The organism is Thiocystis violascens DSM 198, from assembly GCF_000227745.2.
GTDB classification, from domain to species: domain Bacteria; phylum Pseudomonadota; class Gammaproteobacteria; order Chromatiales; family Chromatiaceae; genus Chromatium; species Chromatium violascens.
In genome coordinates, this window is record NC_018012.1 from 4,018,787 (window position 1) to 4,034,211 (window position 15,425).

General features: G+C 63.3%; 11 protein-coding genes. 4 read left to right on the forward strand and 7 right to left on the reverse strand.

Annotation, left to right across the window (positions count from 1 at the left end; translation table 11 throughout):
- Window positions 1-5: 5 nt before the first annotated feature.
- Window positions 6-329 carry an SEL1-like repeat protein gene (locus tag THIVI_RS17855; RefSeq protein WP_014779929.1) on the reverse strand — a complete coding sequence of 108 codons (324 nt, stop codon included), beginning with the start codon at window positions 327-329 and terminating at the stop codon, window positions 6-8.
- Between the two features lie 365 nt (window positions 330-694).
- Between THIVI_RS17855 and THIVI_RS17860 the strand changes: the two genes are divergently transcribed.
- The 3 genes from THIVI_RS17860 (at window position 695) to THIVI_RS17870 (ending at window position 6,860) form a co-directional block, all read left to right on the forward strand.
- Window positions 695-2,962 carry a nitric-oxide reductase large subunit gene (locus tag THIVI_RS17860; protein ID WP_014779930.1) on the forward strand — a complete coding sequence of 756 codons (2,268 nt, stop codon included), beginning with the start codon at window positions 695-697 and terminating at the stop codon, window positions 2,960-2,962.
- A gap of 342 nt (window positions 2,963-3,304) precedes the next feature.
- A complete protein-coding gene (locus tag THIVI_RS17865; protein WP_014779931.1) occupies window positions 3,305-4,531 on the forward strand; it encodes a DUF1015 domain-containing protein in 1,227 nt (408 codons plus the stop codon).
- Window positions 4,532-4,622: 91 nt separating this feature from the next.
- Window positions 4,623-6,860, forward strand: a complete 2,238-nt coding sequence (locus tag THIVI_RS17870; RefSeq protein WP_014779932.1) for a RelA/SpoT family protein — start codon at window positions 4,623-4,625, stop codon at window positions 6,858-6,860.
- A 50-nt stretch (window positions 6,861-6,910) separates the two neighbouring features.
- Here THIVI_RS17870 and THIVI_RS17875 read toward each other — a convergent pair whose 3' ends face one another.
- The 5 genes from THIVI_RS17875 to THIVI_RS17895 are packed head-to-tail and all read right to left on the reverse strand — an operon-like array spanning window position 6,911 to window position 13,222.
- The gene (locus THIVI_RS17875) at window positions 6,911-7,246 is read right to left on the reverse strand and encodes an ArsR/SmtB family transcription factor (protein ID WP_014779933.1); all 336 of its coding nucleotides are present in this window, start codon (window positions 7,244-7,246) and stop codon (window positions 6,911-6,913) included.
- A gap of 8 nt (window positions 7,247-7,254) precedes the next feature.
- On the reverse strand, window positions 7,255-8,136 hold the full coding sequence (locus THIVI_RS17880) for an ATP-binding response regulator (protein ID WP_014779934.1): 882 nt from the start codon (window positions 8,134-8,136) through the stop codon (window positions 7,255-7,257).
- Entirely contained in the window at window positions 8,133-10,595 is a 2,463-nt protein-coding gene (locus tag THIVI_RS17885; RefSeq protein ID WP_014779935.1) for an ATP-binding response regulator, read from the reverse strand. The genes THIVI_RS17880 and THIVI_RS17885 overlap by 4 nt, the downstream gene beginning before the upstream one ends.
- A 33-nt stretch (window positions 10,596-10,628) precedes the next feature.
- Window positions 10,629-12,509 (reverse strand): redoxin domain-containing protein, encoded by a 1,881-nt coding sequence (locus THIVI_RS17890; RefSeq protein ID WP_014779936.1) that lies wholly within the window; start codon window positions 12,507-12,509, stop codon window positions 10,629-10,631.
- On the reverse strand, window positions 12,506-13,222 hold the full coding sequence (locus tag THIVI_RS17895) for a response regulator (RefSeq protein WP_014779937.1): 717 nt from the start codon (window positions 13,220-13,222) through the stop codon (window positions 12,506-12,508). The genes THIVI_RS17890 and THIVI_RS17895 overlap by 4 nt, the downstream gene beginning before the upstream one ends.
- 827 nt (window positions 13,223-14,049) lie before the next feature.
- Between THIVI_RS17895 and THIVI_RS17900 the strand changes: the two genes are divergently transcribed.
- Window positions 14,050-14,619 (forward strand): tetratricopeptide repeat protein, encoded by a 570-nt coding sequence (locus tag THIVI_RS17900; protein ID WP_014779939.1) that lies wholly within the window; start codon window positions 14,050-14,052, stop codon window positions 14,617-14,619.
- 91 nt (window positions 14,620-14,710) lie between these two features.
- Here THIVI_RS17900 and THIVI_RS17905 read toward each other — a convergent pair whose 3' ends face one another.
- Entirely contained in the window at window positions 14,711-15,313 is a 603-nt protein-coding gene (locus tag THIVI_RS17905) for a class I SAM-dependent methyltransferase (RefSeq protein ID WP_014779940.1), read from the reverse strand.
- Window positions 15,314-15,425: the final 112 nt, after the last annotated feature.

The window sequence follows — 15,425 nt, forward strand, 5'->3', positions numbered from 1 at the left end:
GGGGATCAATGCCGGCGGTCCGACGACAGCAGGCTCAGGGCGCCGCCGGCTTTCAGCCGTTTGGCCGCCGCGTATTCTTCGTCGGTCATCTGGCTGCCGACGACATCGCGTAGCCGTGCGGCGTCCCGGTCGCCCTGATCGATCGCCAGCGACAGCCAGTAGTGCGCCTGCGCCAGATCGATCCTCACCCCGCGCCCTTCGGCGTGGATTAGACCCATGGCGTATTGGGCGTCCACCTCGCCGCGCTCGGCCGCCGCGCGGATCGGACCGACCTTGGAGGGATCGTTGCGCAGGAGGATCAGGTCTTTGAGATAGCTGCTGTCACTCATGTCGCCGTCCGGATTCAGGTGATGATGCGCTCGTGCTCAACGCTGGCGTGCGTTTCCCGAGGCCAAAACCCCGGCGCGCGCCGCCAGCGGTACGCGATGCGTCTCTACTCTGCTACTTTATAATCGAAACGATGAGATAAATCTAAACGATGCAGCCAGTTTCCAGCCCTCAGCATCGGGGCGGGTTGTCCTGGCTTGGTCTCGCGTCGAAAACCAGCGATACGCCCCGCGACGGGGGCTGGGACGCCCGCCCGGATGCCGTGTTTGACGTGCGATTGCCGTGTCCCTTGGCAACCCGACATTGGCATTTGGAGATGACGGTTGAATTTCCTAATCCTTCGATTGCGATGAGGAGGAGACCGACGATGTCCGCAACGATGACCAAACCGGCCGAAACCCTGTCGCGCTGGTGGCTAATCTCACTGACGATCGTGGTGGTTTTCGGCTTCACTGTCCTGATCTTGATCTCGCTCAGCGCCTACCGGAATGCCCCACCGATTCCCACACAGGCGATCGATCCGACCGGAACGGTCGTCTTCACCGCCGAGGATATCAGCGCCGGCCAGCAGGTCTTTCTCAAGTATGGGCTGATGGACAACGGGACGATCTGGGGCCACGGGGGCATGCTGGGGCCGGATTTTTCGGCTCAGACGCTGCATGGTCTCGCGTTGCATCATGCCGAGCGATTCGCGCGGACCCGCTTCCAGGTTGCTTACGCGGATCTGCCCGAGCCCGAGCGGGCCAGTGTCGATGCCCTGGTGGCCGCCGAGTTCAAGGCCAACGGCTATGACCCGGCCAGCGGGATCCTGACCCTGCCGACCGACAGCCAGGCGGCCTTCGCCGCTCAGATCGCCGACTGGACCGCCTATTTCACGGATCCCGCCCTCAATGGCGGTCTCGCCCGCGACGCGATCAGCGATCCCGGCGAACTGCGCCAACTCACCGCCTTTTTCAGTTGGACCGCCTGGGCGGCAGCGGCTCAACGGCCCGACGCAGCGCACTCGTACACCAATAATTTCCCTTACGATCCGCTGGTCGGCAATCGCCCGACGGGCGGCGCGGTGTTGTGGAGCGCCATCAGCGTCGTGTTTCTGCTTGCCGGCACGGCGATCGTGCTGCTCGCCTTCGGCAAGTTCGACTATCTCGGCTGGCACGGGGGCGACGCAAGTCCGGCCGTCCGGAGCGTCGCGCTGGGTGAGGCCAGCCTCACGCCAGCGCAGGCGGCGACGCTCCAGTTCATGGTCGTCGCCGGTCTGCTCTTCCTCGCTCAGACTCTGATCGGCGGCGGGGTTGCGCACTATCGGGCCGATCCGGAGAGTTTCTACGGGCTCGATCTCTCGACGCTTCTGCCGAGCAATCTGTTGCGGACCTGGCACCTGCAACTGGCGATCTTCTGGGTCGCCACCGCCTACGTGGGCGGCGCGCTCTTCGTCGCCGCCGCGCTCAGCGGCGGCGATCCGAAGGGTCAGCGTCCGCTGATCATGGCGCTCTTCTGGGCGCTCGTCGCGGTGGTCGTCGGCAGTCTGCTCGGTCAGTGGCTGGGCATCAATGACCTGCTGGGCGGGCTCTGGTACTGGCTGGGTCATCAAGGCTGGGAGTATCTGGAGATCGGCCGTTTCTGGCAGATCCTGCTGGCGGCGGGACTGGTCTTCTGGGTCTGGCTGCTGCTGCGCGCCACGCAGCCCGCGCGGGCCAATCCCGAACTGCGCCCCTTCATCAACTTCTTCCTGATCGCCGCCTTTGCGATTCCCTTTTTCTATCTCCCGGCCTTCTTTTTCGGCAGCACCACGCACTTCTCCGTGGTCGACGTGTGGCGTTTCTGGCTGATCCATCTCTGGGTCGAGGGCTTCTTCGAGTTTTTCGTGACCGTGATCGTCGCGGTCATCCTCTATCAACTCGGACTGGTGCGACGTCTCACGGCGATCCGGGTCATCTATCTCGATGCCATCCTCTACTTCGGCGGCGGTCTGATCGGCACCGCCCACCACTGGTATTTCACCGGCCAGACCGAACTCACCATGGCGCTCGGCGCGACCTTCTCCGCGCTTGAGGTCGTGCCGCTGACGCTGCTCACTCTGGATGCCTGGGACTTCTACCGCGTGACTCGCGGCGACAGCCCGGTCTACCGGCACCGCCTCACGTTCTTTTTCCTGATGGCGGTCGGCTTCTGGAACTTCACCGGCGCGGGCATCTTCGGCTTCCTCATCAACATGCCGATCGTGAGTTACTTCGAGGTGGGCACCATCCTCACCATCAATCACGGACATGCCGCCTTCGTCGGCGTTTTCGGCATGCTGGCGGTCGGTCTCATGGCCTATGTCCTGCGCGAGGTCACCAGCGATAAAGCCTGGCCGCTGATCGGAAAATGTCTGTCGATCGGTTTCTGGGGGCTGAATATCGGTCTCGCCCTGATGATCCTGCTCAGCCTCTTCCCCGGCGGCGTCTTGCAACTGTGGGACGTGCTCCAGAATGGCTACTGGCACGCCCGTTCGTTGAACTACACCGCCACCGAGCTTGCCCGCTTCGTCGAGTGGATGCGCATCTGGGGCGATCTGGTCTTCATCCTGTTCGGCGTGCTCCCGCTTGTCATCGGGCTGCTGGCCGCCTACCGCGATCAGTTGCGCCAGCGGTGATCCTGGCGTTCGCAAGCGATGGCAGGGCATGAAATGTGTCGCTGCCATCCTGCGACTTTGCTCAGGGCGATCCGCTTACGGCTGGCCGGGGACGTTTTTCGTTGGGCGCGAATCGGCGGACTTGGCGCGTGAAGCCGTTCATGGTTCGAGGACCTCACCACGAACGGCTTCAGGGGCACCACGAACGGTTTCAAGGACATCACGAACGGCTTCAGGGACGCCACTGCTCATACAGTGACGTTCAAACCGAGAATTGGTGAGTGCCCACGCTAACTCCCACATCGCCGCGAGCATGCTGATACCATCGCGGGCTGACGAATCCGACTGCCAGCGAGGCCCCTGATGTCCCTGATCCAACCCTTTGCCGGTCTGCGTCCGGCCCCCGGTCGCGCGGCCGAGGTTGCCGCGCCGCCCTATGATGTGATGAATGCCGCCGAGGCCCGGCGGATGGTCGAGGGGCGGCCCTGGAGCTTTCTGCATATCTCGCGCCCCGAGGTCGATCTTCCAGAGGGGACTGACCCTTATGCCCCGGCGGTCTATGCCAGGGCGCGCGAGAATCTGGAGCGGATGCTCGCCGAGGGGCTGCTGCTCCGCGATCCGGCGCCGCGCTATTACGTCTATCGGCTGACCATGGGCGCGCATCGGCAGATCGGGCTGGTGGCGAGCGCCTCGGTGGCGGCCTATGACGCGGAGCGGATCAAGAAGCATGAGTTTACCCGCCCGGTGAAGGAGGACGACCGGGTGCGTCAGATCGAGGCGCTGAATGCCCAGACCGGGCCGGTGTTTCTGGTCTATCGCGCCACGCCGGCGATCGATGACCTGCTGACCGAGGTCGGCGCCACGCCCGCCGAGGTCGATCTGACCGCCGCCGATGGCGTGCGTCATGAACTCTGGACGCTTGCCGATACCGCGCGCATCGCGCATCTGACCGCCGCTTTCGAGGCGCTGGACGCGCTCTATATCGCCGACGGTCATCATCGCGCCGCCGCCGCCTCGCGGGTCGCGGCCGCCCGGAGGGCAAGCGGCACGGCGTCCGGCGACGGTTTTCTCTCCGTGATCTTCCCGCACGATCAGATGCAAATCCTGGACTACAACCGCGTCGTCCGGGATCTGCACGGACTGGATGTCGATGCCTTCATGAATCGTCTGTCGGTGGCGTTCGCGATCGAAGGCAGCCCGGTTCCGGTCAGACCGGAGAAACCGGCCGAATTCGGGATGTATCTGGCCGGACACTGGTATCGGTTGACCCTGGATCCCGGCCGCATCCCCCACGACGATCCGGTCGCGCGGCTCGATGTCAGTCTGCTGCAGGACAACCTGATCGGCCCCATCCTGGGCATCAAGGATCCCCGCCGCGACGAGCGGATCGACTTCGTCGGCGGCATTCGCGGTCTGGAGGGTCTGGTCAAACGGGTGGATGCGGGCGAGATGGCGGTGGCCTTCTCCCTGTATCCGACCGGGATGCGGGATCTGATGGCCGTGGCCGATGCCGGCGAGGTGATGCCGCCCAAGTCGACCTGGTTCGAGCCGAAACTGGCGGATGGTCTGGTGAGTCACATTTTAGACTGACGTTCGCCGCCGCCAGCGCTCGGCCGCCCGCCATCCGTCGATGGCGACGCTCCGCTGGCGGCCGATGGCTGGCCGCTGGAGGCTTTATCTTATGGTTAAATCCACCTACAACCTTCCCGAGCAGGACAGCAGCGACGAGTCCGCCATCCGTCACTGGCTCGACAGCCTCGCTACGCATTATCCGGCGCAGGAGCGAAAGCTGGTCGCTGGGGCTTGCGCGGCGCTGACCCGCTGTCGCGGCGACCGCCAGATCGAGACCGGCGAGACGCATGTGCGCCATGTGCTGTCCACCGCCGATATTCTGGTGCGGTTGCGGATGGACTACGAGACCCTGATCGCGGCCTTGCTCAATGGCTGTCTGGATCAGAGCGACATGACCGAGGTCCAGCTTGAGGAGCGCTTCGGTCCCGGGATCGCGCGCATGGTCGGCGATCTGGCCCGCATCGGACAGATCGCGAACGTAGACGCCATCATCGCCGCGAAGGACCAGTTGGAGCACGAGGAGAACCTGCGCCGGCTGCTGCTTGGGATCGCCGAGGATGTGCGGGTGGTGCTGGTGGTGCTCGCCGAGCGGGTGCATCTGATGCGCGCCATCAAGGATCTCGAACCGGAGCGGCGGACGAAGATTGCTCGCGATACGCAGCGCGTCTATGCGCCGCTCGCCAACCGGCTGGGCATCTGGCAGGTCAAGTGGGAGCTGGAGGATCTGAGTCTCCGCTATCTGCAACCCGACGAGTACAAGCGGATTGCCAGTCTTTTGGCCGAGCGGCGCGAGGAGCGCGAGCAATACATCGTCGCCGTCATGACGACCCTGAGCGAGAAATTCCGGGAAGCCGGCATCGCGGCCGAGATCACCGGCCGGCCCAAGCACATCTATAGCATCTGGAAAAAGATGCGGCGCAAGGCGGTGGATATCGAGGAGATCTTCGATCTGCGCGCGGTGCGCATCCTGGTGAAGACGGTCGCGGACTGCTACGCCGCGCTGGGTCTGGTCCACGGACTCTGGAAGCATATCCCAAAGGAGTTCGACGATTACATCGCCACCCCCAAGGGCAATCTCTATCAGTCGCTGCACACGGCGGTCGTGGGTCCGGGAGATAAGCCGCTGGAGGTGCAGATCCGTACCCATGAGATGCACCGTCACGCCGAGTTCGGGGTGGCCGCGCACTGGGCCTATAAGGAGGCCAAGGGCCATGACGCAGCGTTCCAACGGCGCGTGGTCTGGATGCGCAACTGGCTGGAACTGAAGAACGAAGGCGATGCCGCCAGCGGCTTTCTGGAGCGCTTCAAGTCCGCGTTCGAGCCGGTGCACATCTATGTGCTCACGCCCCAATCCAAGGTGGTCGAACTGCCCAAGGGGGCGACGCCGCTGGATTTCGCCTATGCCATCCATTCCGAGATCGGCAACCGCTGTCGGGGGGCGCGGGTCAACGATCGGATCGTGCCGCTGAACTACACGCTCAGCAGCGGTGAGAAGGTCGAGATCCTGACTCAGAAGAACGCCGCCCCCAGTCGCGACTGGTTGAGTCCGCATCAGGGCTATCTGACCACGGCCCGCGCGCGCAATCGGGTACGTCAGTGGTTCAAGCAGCAGCATTTCGATCAGCATCTGCAGGAGGGCCGCGTGGCCCTCGACCGCGAGCTGGCGCGGCTGGGCGTGCTCGAAAAGCCGCATCTGGACGAACTCGCGCTTAAATTCAACTACAAGCGCGGCGACGATCTACTGGCGGCCATCGGCAGCGGGGATCTCGCGGTCGGGCAGGTCGCGCGCCAGGTGGGCGAGCCCAGGGCCGAGGAGCCGCGGGAAACGGAATCGCGAATTCGCGTCTTCCAAAAGCAGAAAAAGGCGAGCCCTCCGGCCTCGTCCAGAGCTGGTTCGGGGGATGTGGTGGTCGAGGGCGTCGACGATCTCATGACCCAGATGGCGCAATGCTGCAAACCCGTTCCCGATGACGACATCGTCGGATTTGTCACCCGCGGGCGGGGAGTCACCATCCATCGCCGGGACTGCGGCAACCTGAAACACCTGTCCCCGAGCGAGGCCGAGCGTCTGATCGGCGTGCGTTGGGCGGATCGGCCGACCCAGACCATCTATCCCGTCGACCTGCTGGTGATCGCAGCCGACCGCAAGGGGTTGCTGCGGGATGTCTCCTCGGTGTTCTCCGATGAAGACGTGGACGTGATCGGCGTCAACACCCATTCGGAAAAAAGCACCGACTCCGCGAGCATGCGCTTCACGATCGAGATCCGGAACATGGATCAATTGGAGCGGCTGCGGGGCAAACTCCGGCAGATCCCCGAAGTGCTGGAGGTGCGGCGGGCGTATTGAGGGGGGCTTTGGGTGATTTCCTGAAAACAATCGACCCACCCGGAAACCGCCTAATGCGCCCGGTCGTCCAGATTGATCGGACACAGCACCTCGCGCATGATGCCAATTAATTCAAGTAACTGGCTGTTGCGAATCCGGTAATAGATGCGGTTGGCCTCTTTACGGGCGACGACGATGTTCTTGTTGCGCAACTGTTCGAGATGCTGCGAGATATTGCTTTGAGAGGTGCCGGTGCGCTCGACGATCTCGCCGACGGAGAGTTCGTTTTCCCCCAGCGAACAGAGAATCTTCCAGCGTAGCGGGTGCGCCATGGCCTTCAGGGCGTTGGCGGTCAGAGTGGTATGTTCGTCCTCGGACGAATCGGGGGTCATAGGTTCGATCATCATCCATCCTCCTAGAGAGCTTCGCGCGCGGTCCGGTTTTTTGTCGTTTCCGCGTCCTGTTCAACTCGCACATAGCCGGTCATATCCTTTGCGATACAGATGATATCGCTGATGTTTCCCGCGCCGTCCTTGACGGCGGTCCGGGAAAAGAGAATCGGGACGCGCCGCCCGTCGCTGGCAATCAGACGCGCCTCGATCTTGCTGAGCGCACCGGTGCGGATCAGTGCCTCCAGCCAGGTTCCCATGAAGGCGCCGGCCGCTTCGTCGCCTTCTTCCTCAAAAACATCGCCGATCGGCATGCCGAGCAGATCCTCGCGACGGTACCCCAGCATGCGGCTGGCAGCAGGATTCGTCATCTTGATGGTGCCGTCCGACGCGAGTACCAGCAGTGCCTCGCCCATGTGCGTGATGATGTTTTCAAGATACTGACGGGCCTCGGCCAGTTCCAGGGTTCGTTCCTCGACCTTGCGTTCGAGGGTGCGGTTGATCTCGCGTTCCTTCTCGATCAGCCGGAAATAGGTGCTGATCTTGTTGATCAGCTGATTGTCCTCGATGGGCTTGAGCAGATAATCCGCCGCGCCGACCGCGAACCCGCGTTGCTGAAATTCCTCCGATTTGAAGGCGGCGGTCAGGAAGATGATGGGGATGTCGCGGGAGCGTTTGCGCAATTTAAGCATGGACGCGGTCTGAAAGCCGTCCATCTCGGGCATCTGGACATCCAGGATAATGAGGTCGATGTCCGGGTGCTGGTGGGTCAGGTCGATCGCCTCCTGACCGGAAGAGGCTTCCAGCACGGTGGCGTCCATGTGCGTCTTGATCAGCGTGCGTAGCGTGAAGAGGTTATGCGCATGATCGTCGACGATCAGGAGTTTGAACCCGGCGTAGCGATTCATCCGTTCGTCTCCACGAATTCGCGCCTGGCGGGCGCCTGCTGGTTGGTCGGTTCTGAGCTTGGGTCATGCGGCGATCCCGCGGCCGTGCTTGCGACGAGCGATACGCCAGTCGCTTGCGCGACGAACTTGTCTGGGAATACATCGGCGAGCAACAGACTGAGTCGGTCGGCATCGATGGGTTTGGAGAGAAAATCGACCGCGCCCACTCCCAGACAACCCTCGATCTGGCTCTCGGTGCCCGGTTCGCCCAGCACGGCAACCGCCGGATGCGGGCCTTGCGTGCGTTGTAACAGGCTTTGGATCGTATCACAGGTGCTGGCGGCGGACATCCGGGCGGCGAGCAGCACCAGTTCGCAGCCTTCGCCTTCTTCCTGCAGGGTCTCCAGCGCCTCGTCGAGATCGGCGGCGGTCTGCACCCGCAGACCGCGCCGCGTGAGATCGGAGGCGAGTTGAATCAGCGTTTTGACGTCGCGTTCGATGATCAGCACCCAGGGGTCGCCGGGGAGGATGCCGGATTCCGCGACGATCTCGGTGCGCGGTTCGAAGACAACGTCATCGGAAGCCACCGATGGCGGCGCGTCGTGGGTCAGGACGGGCTCGGGCGCTTGCCCGTTGGCGGCCGAGAGCGGCAGCAGCAGCGAAAAGCGGGCACCGGCGCCGGGGGCGCTTTCCACGTCGATGCGCCCGCCGAGTAGGGCGGCCAGTTCGCGGCTGATGGAGAGTCCGAGTCCGGTGCCGCCATAGCGGCGTCGCGTGGAGCCGTCGGCCTGTTGGAACGCCTCGAAGATGATGGACTGTTTGTCCTGGGGAATGCCGATGCCGGTGTCCACCACGCTGATCGCCACCGGCCGTCGCGCGTCCGCGCGCGCCTCGACCATCACCACCACCTGACCGCGATCGGTGAACTTGGCCGCATTCGAGAGAAAGTTCTTGAGGATCTGCCGGAGCTTGTCGCGGTCGGTATAGAGACGCGACACGGCGCGCGGGTCGATCGTCAGGTTCAGTTCCACCGGCTTGCCGGTGAGCAGAGGGCCGACCAGTTCGATCAGTTCAGAAAGCATGGGTCGCAGTTCGACCCAGTCCAGGGCCACCTTGACATGCCCGGCCTCGATCTGGGAGATGTCGAGAATATTGTCGATCATGGTCCGCAGATCGCGCCCTGCCTCGTGGATCACCTGGGCCTGGCGGCGCTGGCCGGCGTTCAGTCCGCCGGTCTCGGCGGCCAGCATCTTGGAGAGCAGCAGGATCGAATTCAGCGGGGTCCGCAGCTCATGGCTGACGTTGGTCAGGAACTGCGATTTGTAACGGTTGGACTTTTCCAGCTCGCGCGCATGGGCCTGGGCCGCGCGCAGATGTTCGGCGTGGGTTTCCGCCAGGGTGGTGAGTTGTTCGCCCAGTTCGTGAATCTCGCGCGGCCCGCTCCAACTGAAATGCAATGGACGACCGTCGCGCAGGATATGACCGATGCCCCCGGTGAGTTCCTTGCCGAAGTGCTCGGCGCGCCGGGCGATCCAGCGCGCCAGTACCAGGACCGCGACCACCAGCAGGAAGATGATCGAGAGCACCCGAATCATCAACTCGTTCCGGAAGGCGTCGATGGGCGAGGGATCGACCTCCCGCCCGACCCAGAGCGGCAGTCCGTCCTCGGTCAGGAACATGGGCAGCCAGAGCATCTGATGGCCCCGAGGGCCTTTCCAGAGCGCGAGATTGCCGTCCGCGAAGATCTTGGCCAGCCCTGGGAAGGCATCGAAGGCCTCCGGCTTGCCGCTGGCGGGCTGGTTCGGGCGCAGATAACTGCCGTCCTGGTTGACCCAGAGGGTGTCCCGGTAGAACTGGGCCAGTCCGCCCACGTCCAGGGTCAGGGTGACCGCGCCGCGCGCGTCCTCGGCCTTCTCGCCGCCGATCGGGCTGACCAGATTCAGGGTCATGAGCTGGCGCGGATCGTCCGCGCCGGCCGCCGGGTCGATGCGGATGCGGCTGACGAGCACTCCGCCGGGCTGAAGTTCCAGCCCGGCGGACAGGAACTGCCGGTTCGGCGTCTGGGGCGTCTTGGCGGTCGGGCGCCATTCCTGACTCCGGGAGTCGCGCACCAGCCAGAAGCGCTCCTGCGCGTCGTCGCCGACGAAGAGAATCTGGATGACGTCGCGCTGATCGGCAAAGATTTGATTGATCCAGGTGGTGTAACGCGCGCGCGAGAGGTCGATCTGATCCGCGTCGCCCTGTTCGCCCAGAATCAGTCCCGGTTCGGGCAGCTTGGAGAGCAGCCGGATCATTTCATGCCGACTGGCCAGATGCTGGTCCAGGTCGCGGAAATCGGCCCGCAGATTCTGGAGATACGCCCGTTGATAAAACAGCGTGGTGCGGTCGAGCACCAGCGGCAGATTGATCAGGAGCGCCAGAATCAGTGGCGTCAGACCGAAGACGAGCAGGAAGAGCAGGATGTAGACGCGCAGCTTCACGCGCTGGGGCGGCTCGAAGCGTGGCGACGCGCGCTATCCATCCGACAAGTCCCGCGCCAGTCGGAGGATCTCGCCAGCATGCCCCTTGGGTTTGACGTCGTAGATGGCATGACGGATCAAGCCCTGTTTGTCGACGACGAAGGTTGAGCGCACGATGCCCATGCGCTTTTCGCCGTGGGCTTCTTTTTCGCGCCAGACCCCATAGGCCTCGCACGCCTCGCCATCGGTGTCGGAGAGCAGGTGCACGGTCAGCCCGTATTTGTCCCGGAAGGCGCCGTGACTGGTACAGGAATCGCGGCTGATGCCGATGACCTCGGTCTCGGCCTGGTCGAATTCCGTTTGCAGATCCGTGAATTCCAGCGCCTCCATGGTGCAGCCAGGCGTGTCGTCCTTGGGATAAAAATAGAGGACAGTGTGTCGGCGGCCGATCAGATCCTCAAGGTTGACCCGCTCCATATCCGCATTGGGTAATGAGAAGAGAGGGGCCAGGTCGCCTGCGTGCAGCATCGTCGAATGCTCCGGTGATAAGGGTGGTCGAGCGCGAATGTAGGCACCCCTGGCCTGGCCGTCAACTCTCTTGCCGTTGGCCTTGGCGCTCGCGCCCATTTCAATGGCGGGCAGTCTCACCGTCGCAATGGTTCCGCCGCCGCGGCGCACGTCCAAACGCAGTTCCATCTGGTTGGCCAGTGCCAACTGATGGGCGACCGCCAGACCCAATCCGCTGCCGCCGGTCTGGCGATTCCGCGAGGCTTCCAGCCGATAATAGGGCATGAGCACCGCGTCGCGTTCGGCGTCCGGAATCCCGGGGCCGCGGTCCAGGATGAAGATCGCGGGTTGGGGCGCCTGGCAGTCCAGATGGATTTCTACCCGTTCATGGCTGTAGCGGAGCGCATTTTCAAGCAGGTTGCCAAGGATGCGCCGCAGGGCCAGCGCGTCCACATGATAGTGGCAGCAGGGGCCGCGCCGCCAGACGATGCGGGGTCGGCCGATGACCAGGTCGTCCACCAGCGCGGCTAGGTCCACATCCTCGCGCCGCCCGGCCCCGAGGCTTTTGCCGAACTCGATGGCCTGGGTAATGAGCGCGTTCATCTCCTCGATGTCGCGCTCCATGCGGGCCACAAGTGCCTGCGCGGTCCCTTCTGGCAGCATCTCGACCGCCAGTCGCAGGCGCGTCAGAGGGGTGCGCAAATCGTGCGAGATCCCGGTCAGAAGCAGGGTGCGATTGGCCAGAAGTTCACGGATCTGGCGGCTGGTCTCGTTGAACTGACGGGCCAGATTCGCCAGTTCCGCGGGGCCTGTCTCGGGCAGTGCATGGGGCGAAAACCCCTGCGCGACCTGTTCGGCGGCCTTGGAGAGTCGTTGCAGCGGCTGGGTGACCCGTCCCGCCAGGATCGCCGCCGTGCCGAGGATAAGGAGCGCCGCGACGCCAAGGATGACCGACAGCGCCTGCAATGGGCGGGTCCCCAGTCGGCTGCGCGGGAATCCGGTCCAGAGCGTGCCGTCTTCCACGTCCAGCGCCACCCAGAACCAGCGTTCTCCGTTGGCGACGCTGGTGACGACCTCGATCGGTCGACCGATACGCTCTGCAAGCGCCCGTTTGAACTGACTCAGATAGGGAAAGAAATAGCGCGTTTGGTCCGCAAGCGGATGTTCCTCGGCGAGTCGGATCTGGTATTCGCGGGCGAGGCGCGTGCGATAATCCTCCCGCAGGCTCGGCGGGAGCTGCTGTAAGGTTCGGGCCGACAGCACCATGATGCTGGCCAGGTCGGCGGAGGAACGCTGGGCGACGGGGAGCAGCGCGTAAAAGACGATCGCGGAAAAGGTCACCAGCGCGAAGAGCCCGAAGGTCAGGATCAACGTGAGAAGCGCGCGTCCGAAGAGCGTCGTCGGGACGATCCGTCCAAGCCGGATCATGAGTCTCCCATCGGCGTAAACATATAGCCCTTGCCCCAGATGGTGCGGATGTAGCGAGGTTGTTTGATCTCGGGTTCGATCTTGGCCCGCAACCGGGCAATTTGCACGTCGATGCTACGGTCGAAAGGCGAACGCTCGTTACCTTTCAGCAGATCCAGTAACCGATCGCGGTTCAACACCCGGTCCGGATGCTCGGCCAGCACCAGCAACAGATCGAACTCGCCGCTGGTCAGGCTGACCGGTCGATGGTGGCAAAGCAGTTCATGCTGGAGTGGATCGAGCCGGTAGGGGCCAAAGTGGATGATGCCGTCTCTTCGCGAGACTTCTTCCTGCACGCTCGGTACGCGGCGGCGCATCACGGCGCGGATGCGCGCCAGCAATTCCCGAGGGTTGAAGGGCTTGGCCAGATAGTCGTCGGCGCCAACCTCCAGGCCGACGATCCGATCGACGTCATCCCCGCGCGCCGACAACATGATGATCGGCAGATCGGCCTGGGTGCGCAGACGCCGGGCGATCGTCAGCCCGTCCTCGCCGGGCAGCATCAAGTCCAGAATGATCAGGTCCGTCTCGTGCCCGGCCAGCCAGGCGTCCATGGCGCGGCCATCCTCGGCACCGCCAACGCTGAAGCCTTCGCGGGCCAGATAATCGGTCAATAGGGCGCGCAAGCCAGAGTCATCGTCGACGACCAGGATTCGCATCGGGTGTTCAGGCATGTCGAAACAGCGCTCCGCACAGGCGTTAAACCGCGTCTGCTCCGGCGGTCATGGATTTGTATCAACCCAGACAAACGTCCGAGACGACGCGGATCGCTCTGGGCGGGGTTTGGGATGGACCGAAACAATTTGATACAATATTAGCAGATACCGAAATACTCTGTTAATACCGATCCGGTAAACTCACTTACGATTTCATGCCTGCAGGCCGCAACCTTTGGCCAAACTGCTGGGAAGGTTCTGGCGCTCGGTAAGGTCATGGAGCTTTTTTTCCCATTGACTCTGGAGACGAACGCATGAGCTTCGACGCACTGACAATCGCCGGTATTTCGGCGGCCATCCTTTGCGGCGGCTTTCTGGTTGCCTTGGTCAACCGCAATGGTGGAACGCGCTCTTCCAAGCGCTAATCCGGCGCTCGACATGCCGGCTACCCACAATGAGAGTGCAGCCGATTCGGTGCACTCATCGCAATCCACCGGTTGAAACCTCCCCCTTCAGGACGATCATGCCCACGCAAGCAGGGTAATCCCTTCCGTGCCGCGTCGCCCGGCTAAGCCGGGCGCGGATTGAAACAACGATATCCTTTTTCGGCAGCAAGCCAATTGGGTCGCCGCGGCAGCCACACACCCTGTCGTTGCGGCCATTTTTTTCGATCCGCCGCGATGTCTGATCCGTTCGCCATCGATTCGCGAACCATCGTTTGCCCGCGCGGGCAAACTCGGGTTGAGGAATGTGCCATGCCAGCCATGCCGGATGCGGTTTAGCGTTTGACAGTGGCCGGTCTGGTTTCTAGGATCGAACGACTTTTCACGTTTCTCGTTCCTCCCATGCCAAAACTCTCCCCTCTGCACTGGTTGGCGTTCGCGGCCTTGCTGTTTTTCTATGGTTTTACGGTCTTTGCCCTGACCCGCGACTATTATTTACGCCACCCCACGCGCCCGGTCGCCGCCCAGAGCCCGTCCAGCCCTAATTCGGCATCCGGCGCGCTCTCGCAAGTCGGCGGCAGCGCCATTCCGGAGTCGATCGCCGAGACCAACCCCGAGCTGCTGCATCAGCGCGCAGATCAGCTTTTCGTCGAACAGCGTTACGCCGAAGCCGTGGCGGTGTATCGGCGGATCCTCGAATTGAGTCCGGAAGACGCGGAGGCACACAACGATCTCGGGCTGGCTCTCCTATACACCGGCGATCAAGCGGGCGCAATCGCGAGTTTGAAGGCGGCGGTGGCAAAGGATCCCACGCTACAGCGGCCCTGGCTGACGTTCGGGTTCGTCAATCTGCAAACCGGCAACCGGGCCGAGGCACAAGAGGCGCTGGAGCGTGCGCGCGACCTCGATCCCAACAGCGAGATCGGAAAGGAGGCCGTGCGACTCCTGGGCATCCTGGCCGCACAGCAGTGATGCCGAACCGTATCCGGTGGTATGACTGGCTGCGGTTCGGTCTCGCCTGATTTCGGCGCGCGGGCTTGCTGTCTGGCGACTCGCCGATCGGTCAGGCGCGGTCTGTCATTCGCTGCGCGAGCGCGACCGTGTAATGCGCACCCTGTTTGAGCTTGTCGTAATTGCCGAAGACCTCGGTCAGGTTGCGTTTCATGTACTGGCGCAGACCGTTGATGGTGACGAGATAGATCCGACCGCCCGGCCGCAAGCGGGCATGGGCGTCATGCAGCAGGATCGCCAGCAGTTCCTTGCCGACCTTGGCCGGGACGTTGCTCGCGATCAGATCGAACTCCCGTCCCGGCTCGATCTGGTCGAAGCCGTTGCTGAGTTGGGCCTCGGCATTGCCGATCCCGTTGAGCCGGACGTTGCGCTGGGCGTAATCGACCGCGACAAAATCCTTGTCGACCATCAGTGTGCGTCCCTGGGGCGCCAGGGTGGCCAGGGCCAGACCGATCGGACCATAGCCGCAGCCGAGATCCAGGCAATCGTCGCCAGGTTCGACGCGCAGATGACTCAGCAGCAGCCGCGTCCCTTCATCGAGTTCGCGGGGCGAAAACAGCCCCCAGGTACTCTGAAGCGTCAGGGTGCGTCCGCCAAGTTCGGCGCTGAATTCAATGTCCCGGCGCAGGCCGGCGAGTTGTTCGGATGTGAGCATGGTTGCGGGGCGCTTGCGAGTCGTCTTGAGGTTAGGTTGGGACCGTCGTATGAGCCGACGAAGTCTGGGGTTTGAGGCGGGATCGATCGGTTACACTGGCGGTTCGTTGCTC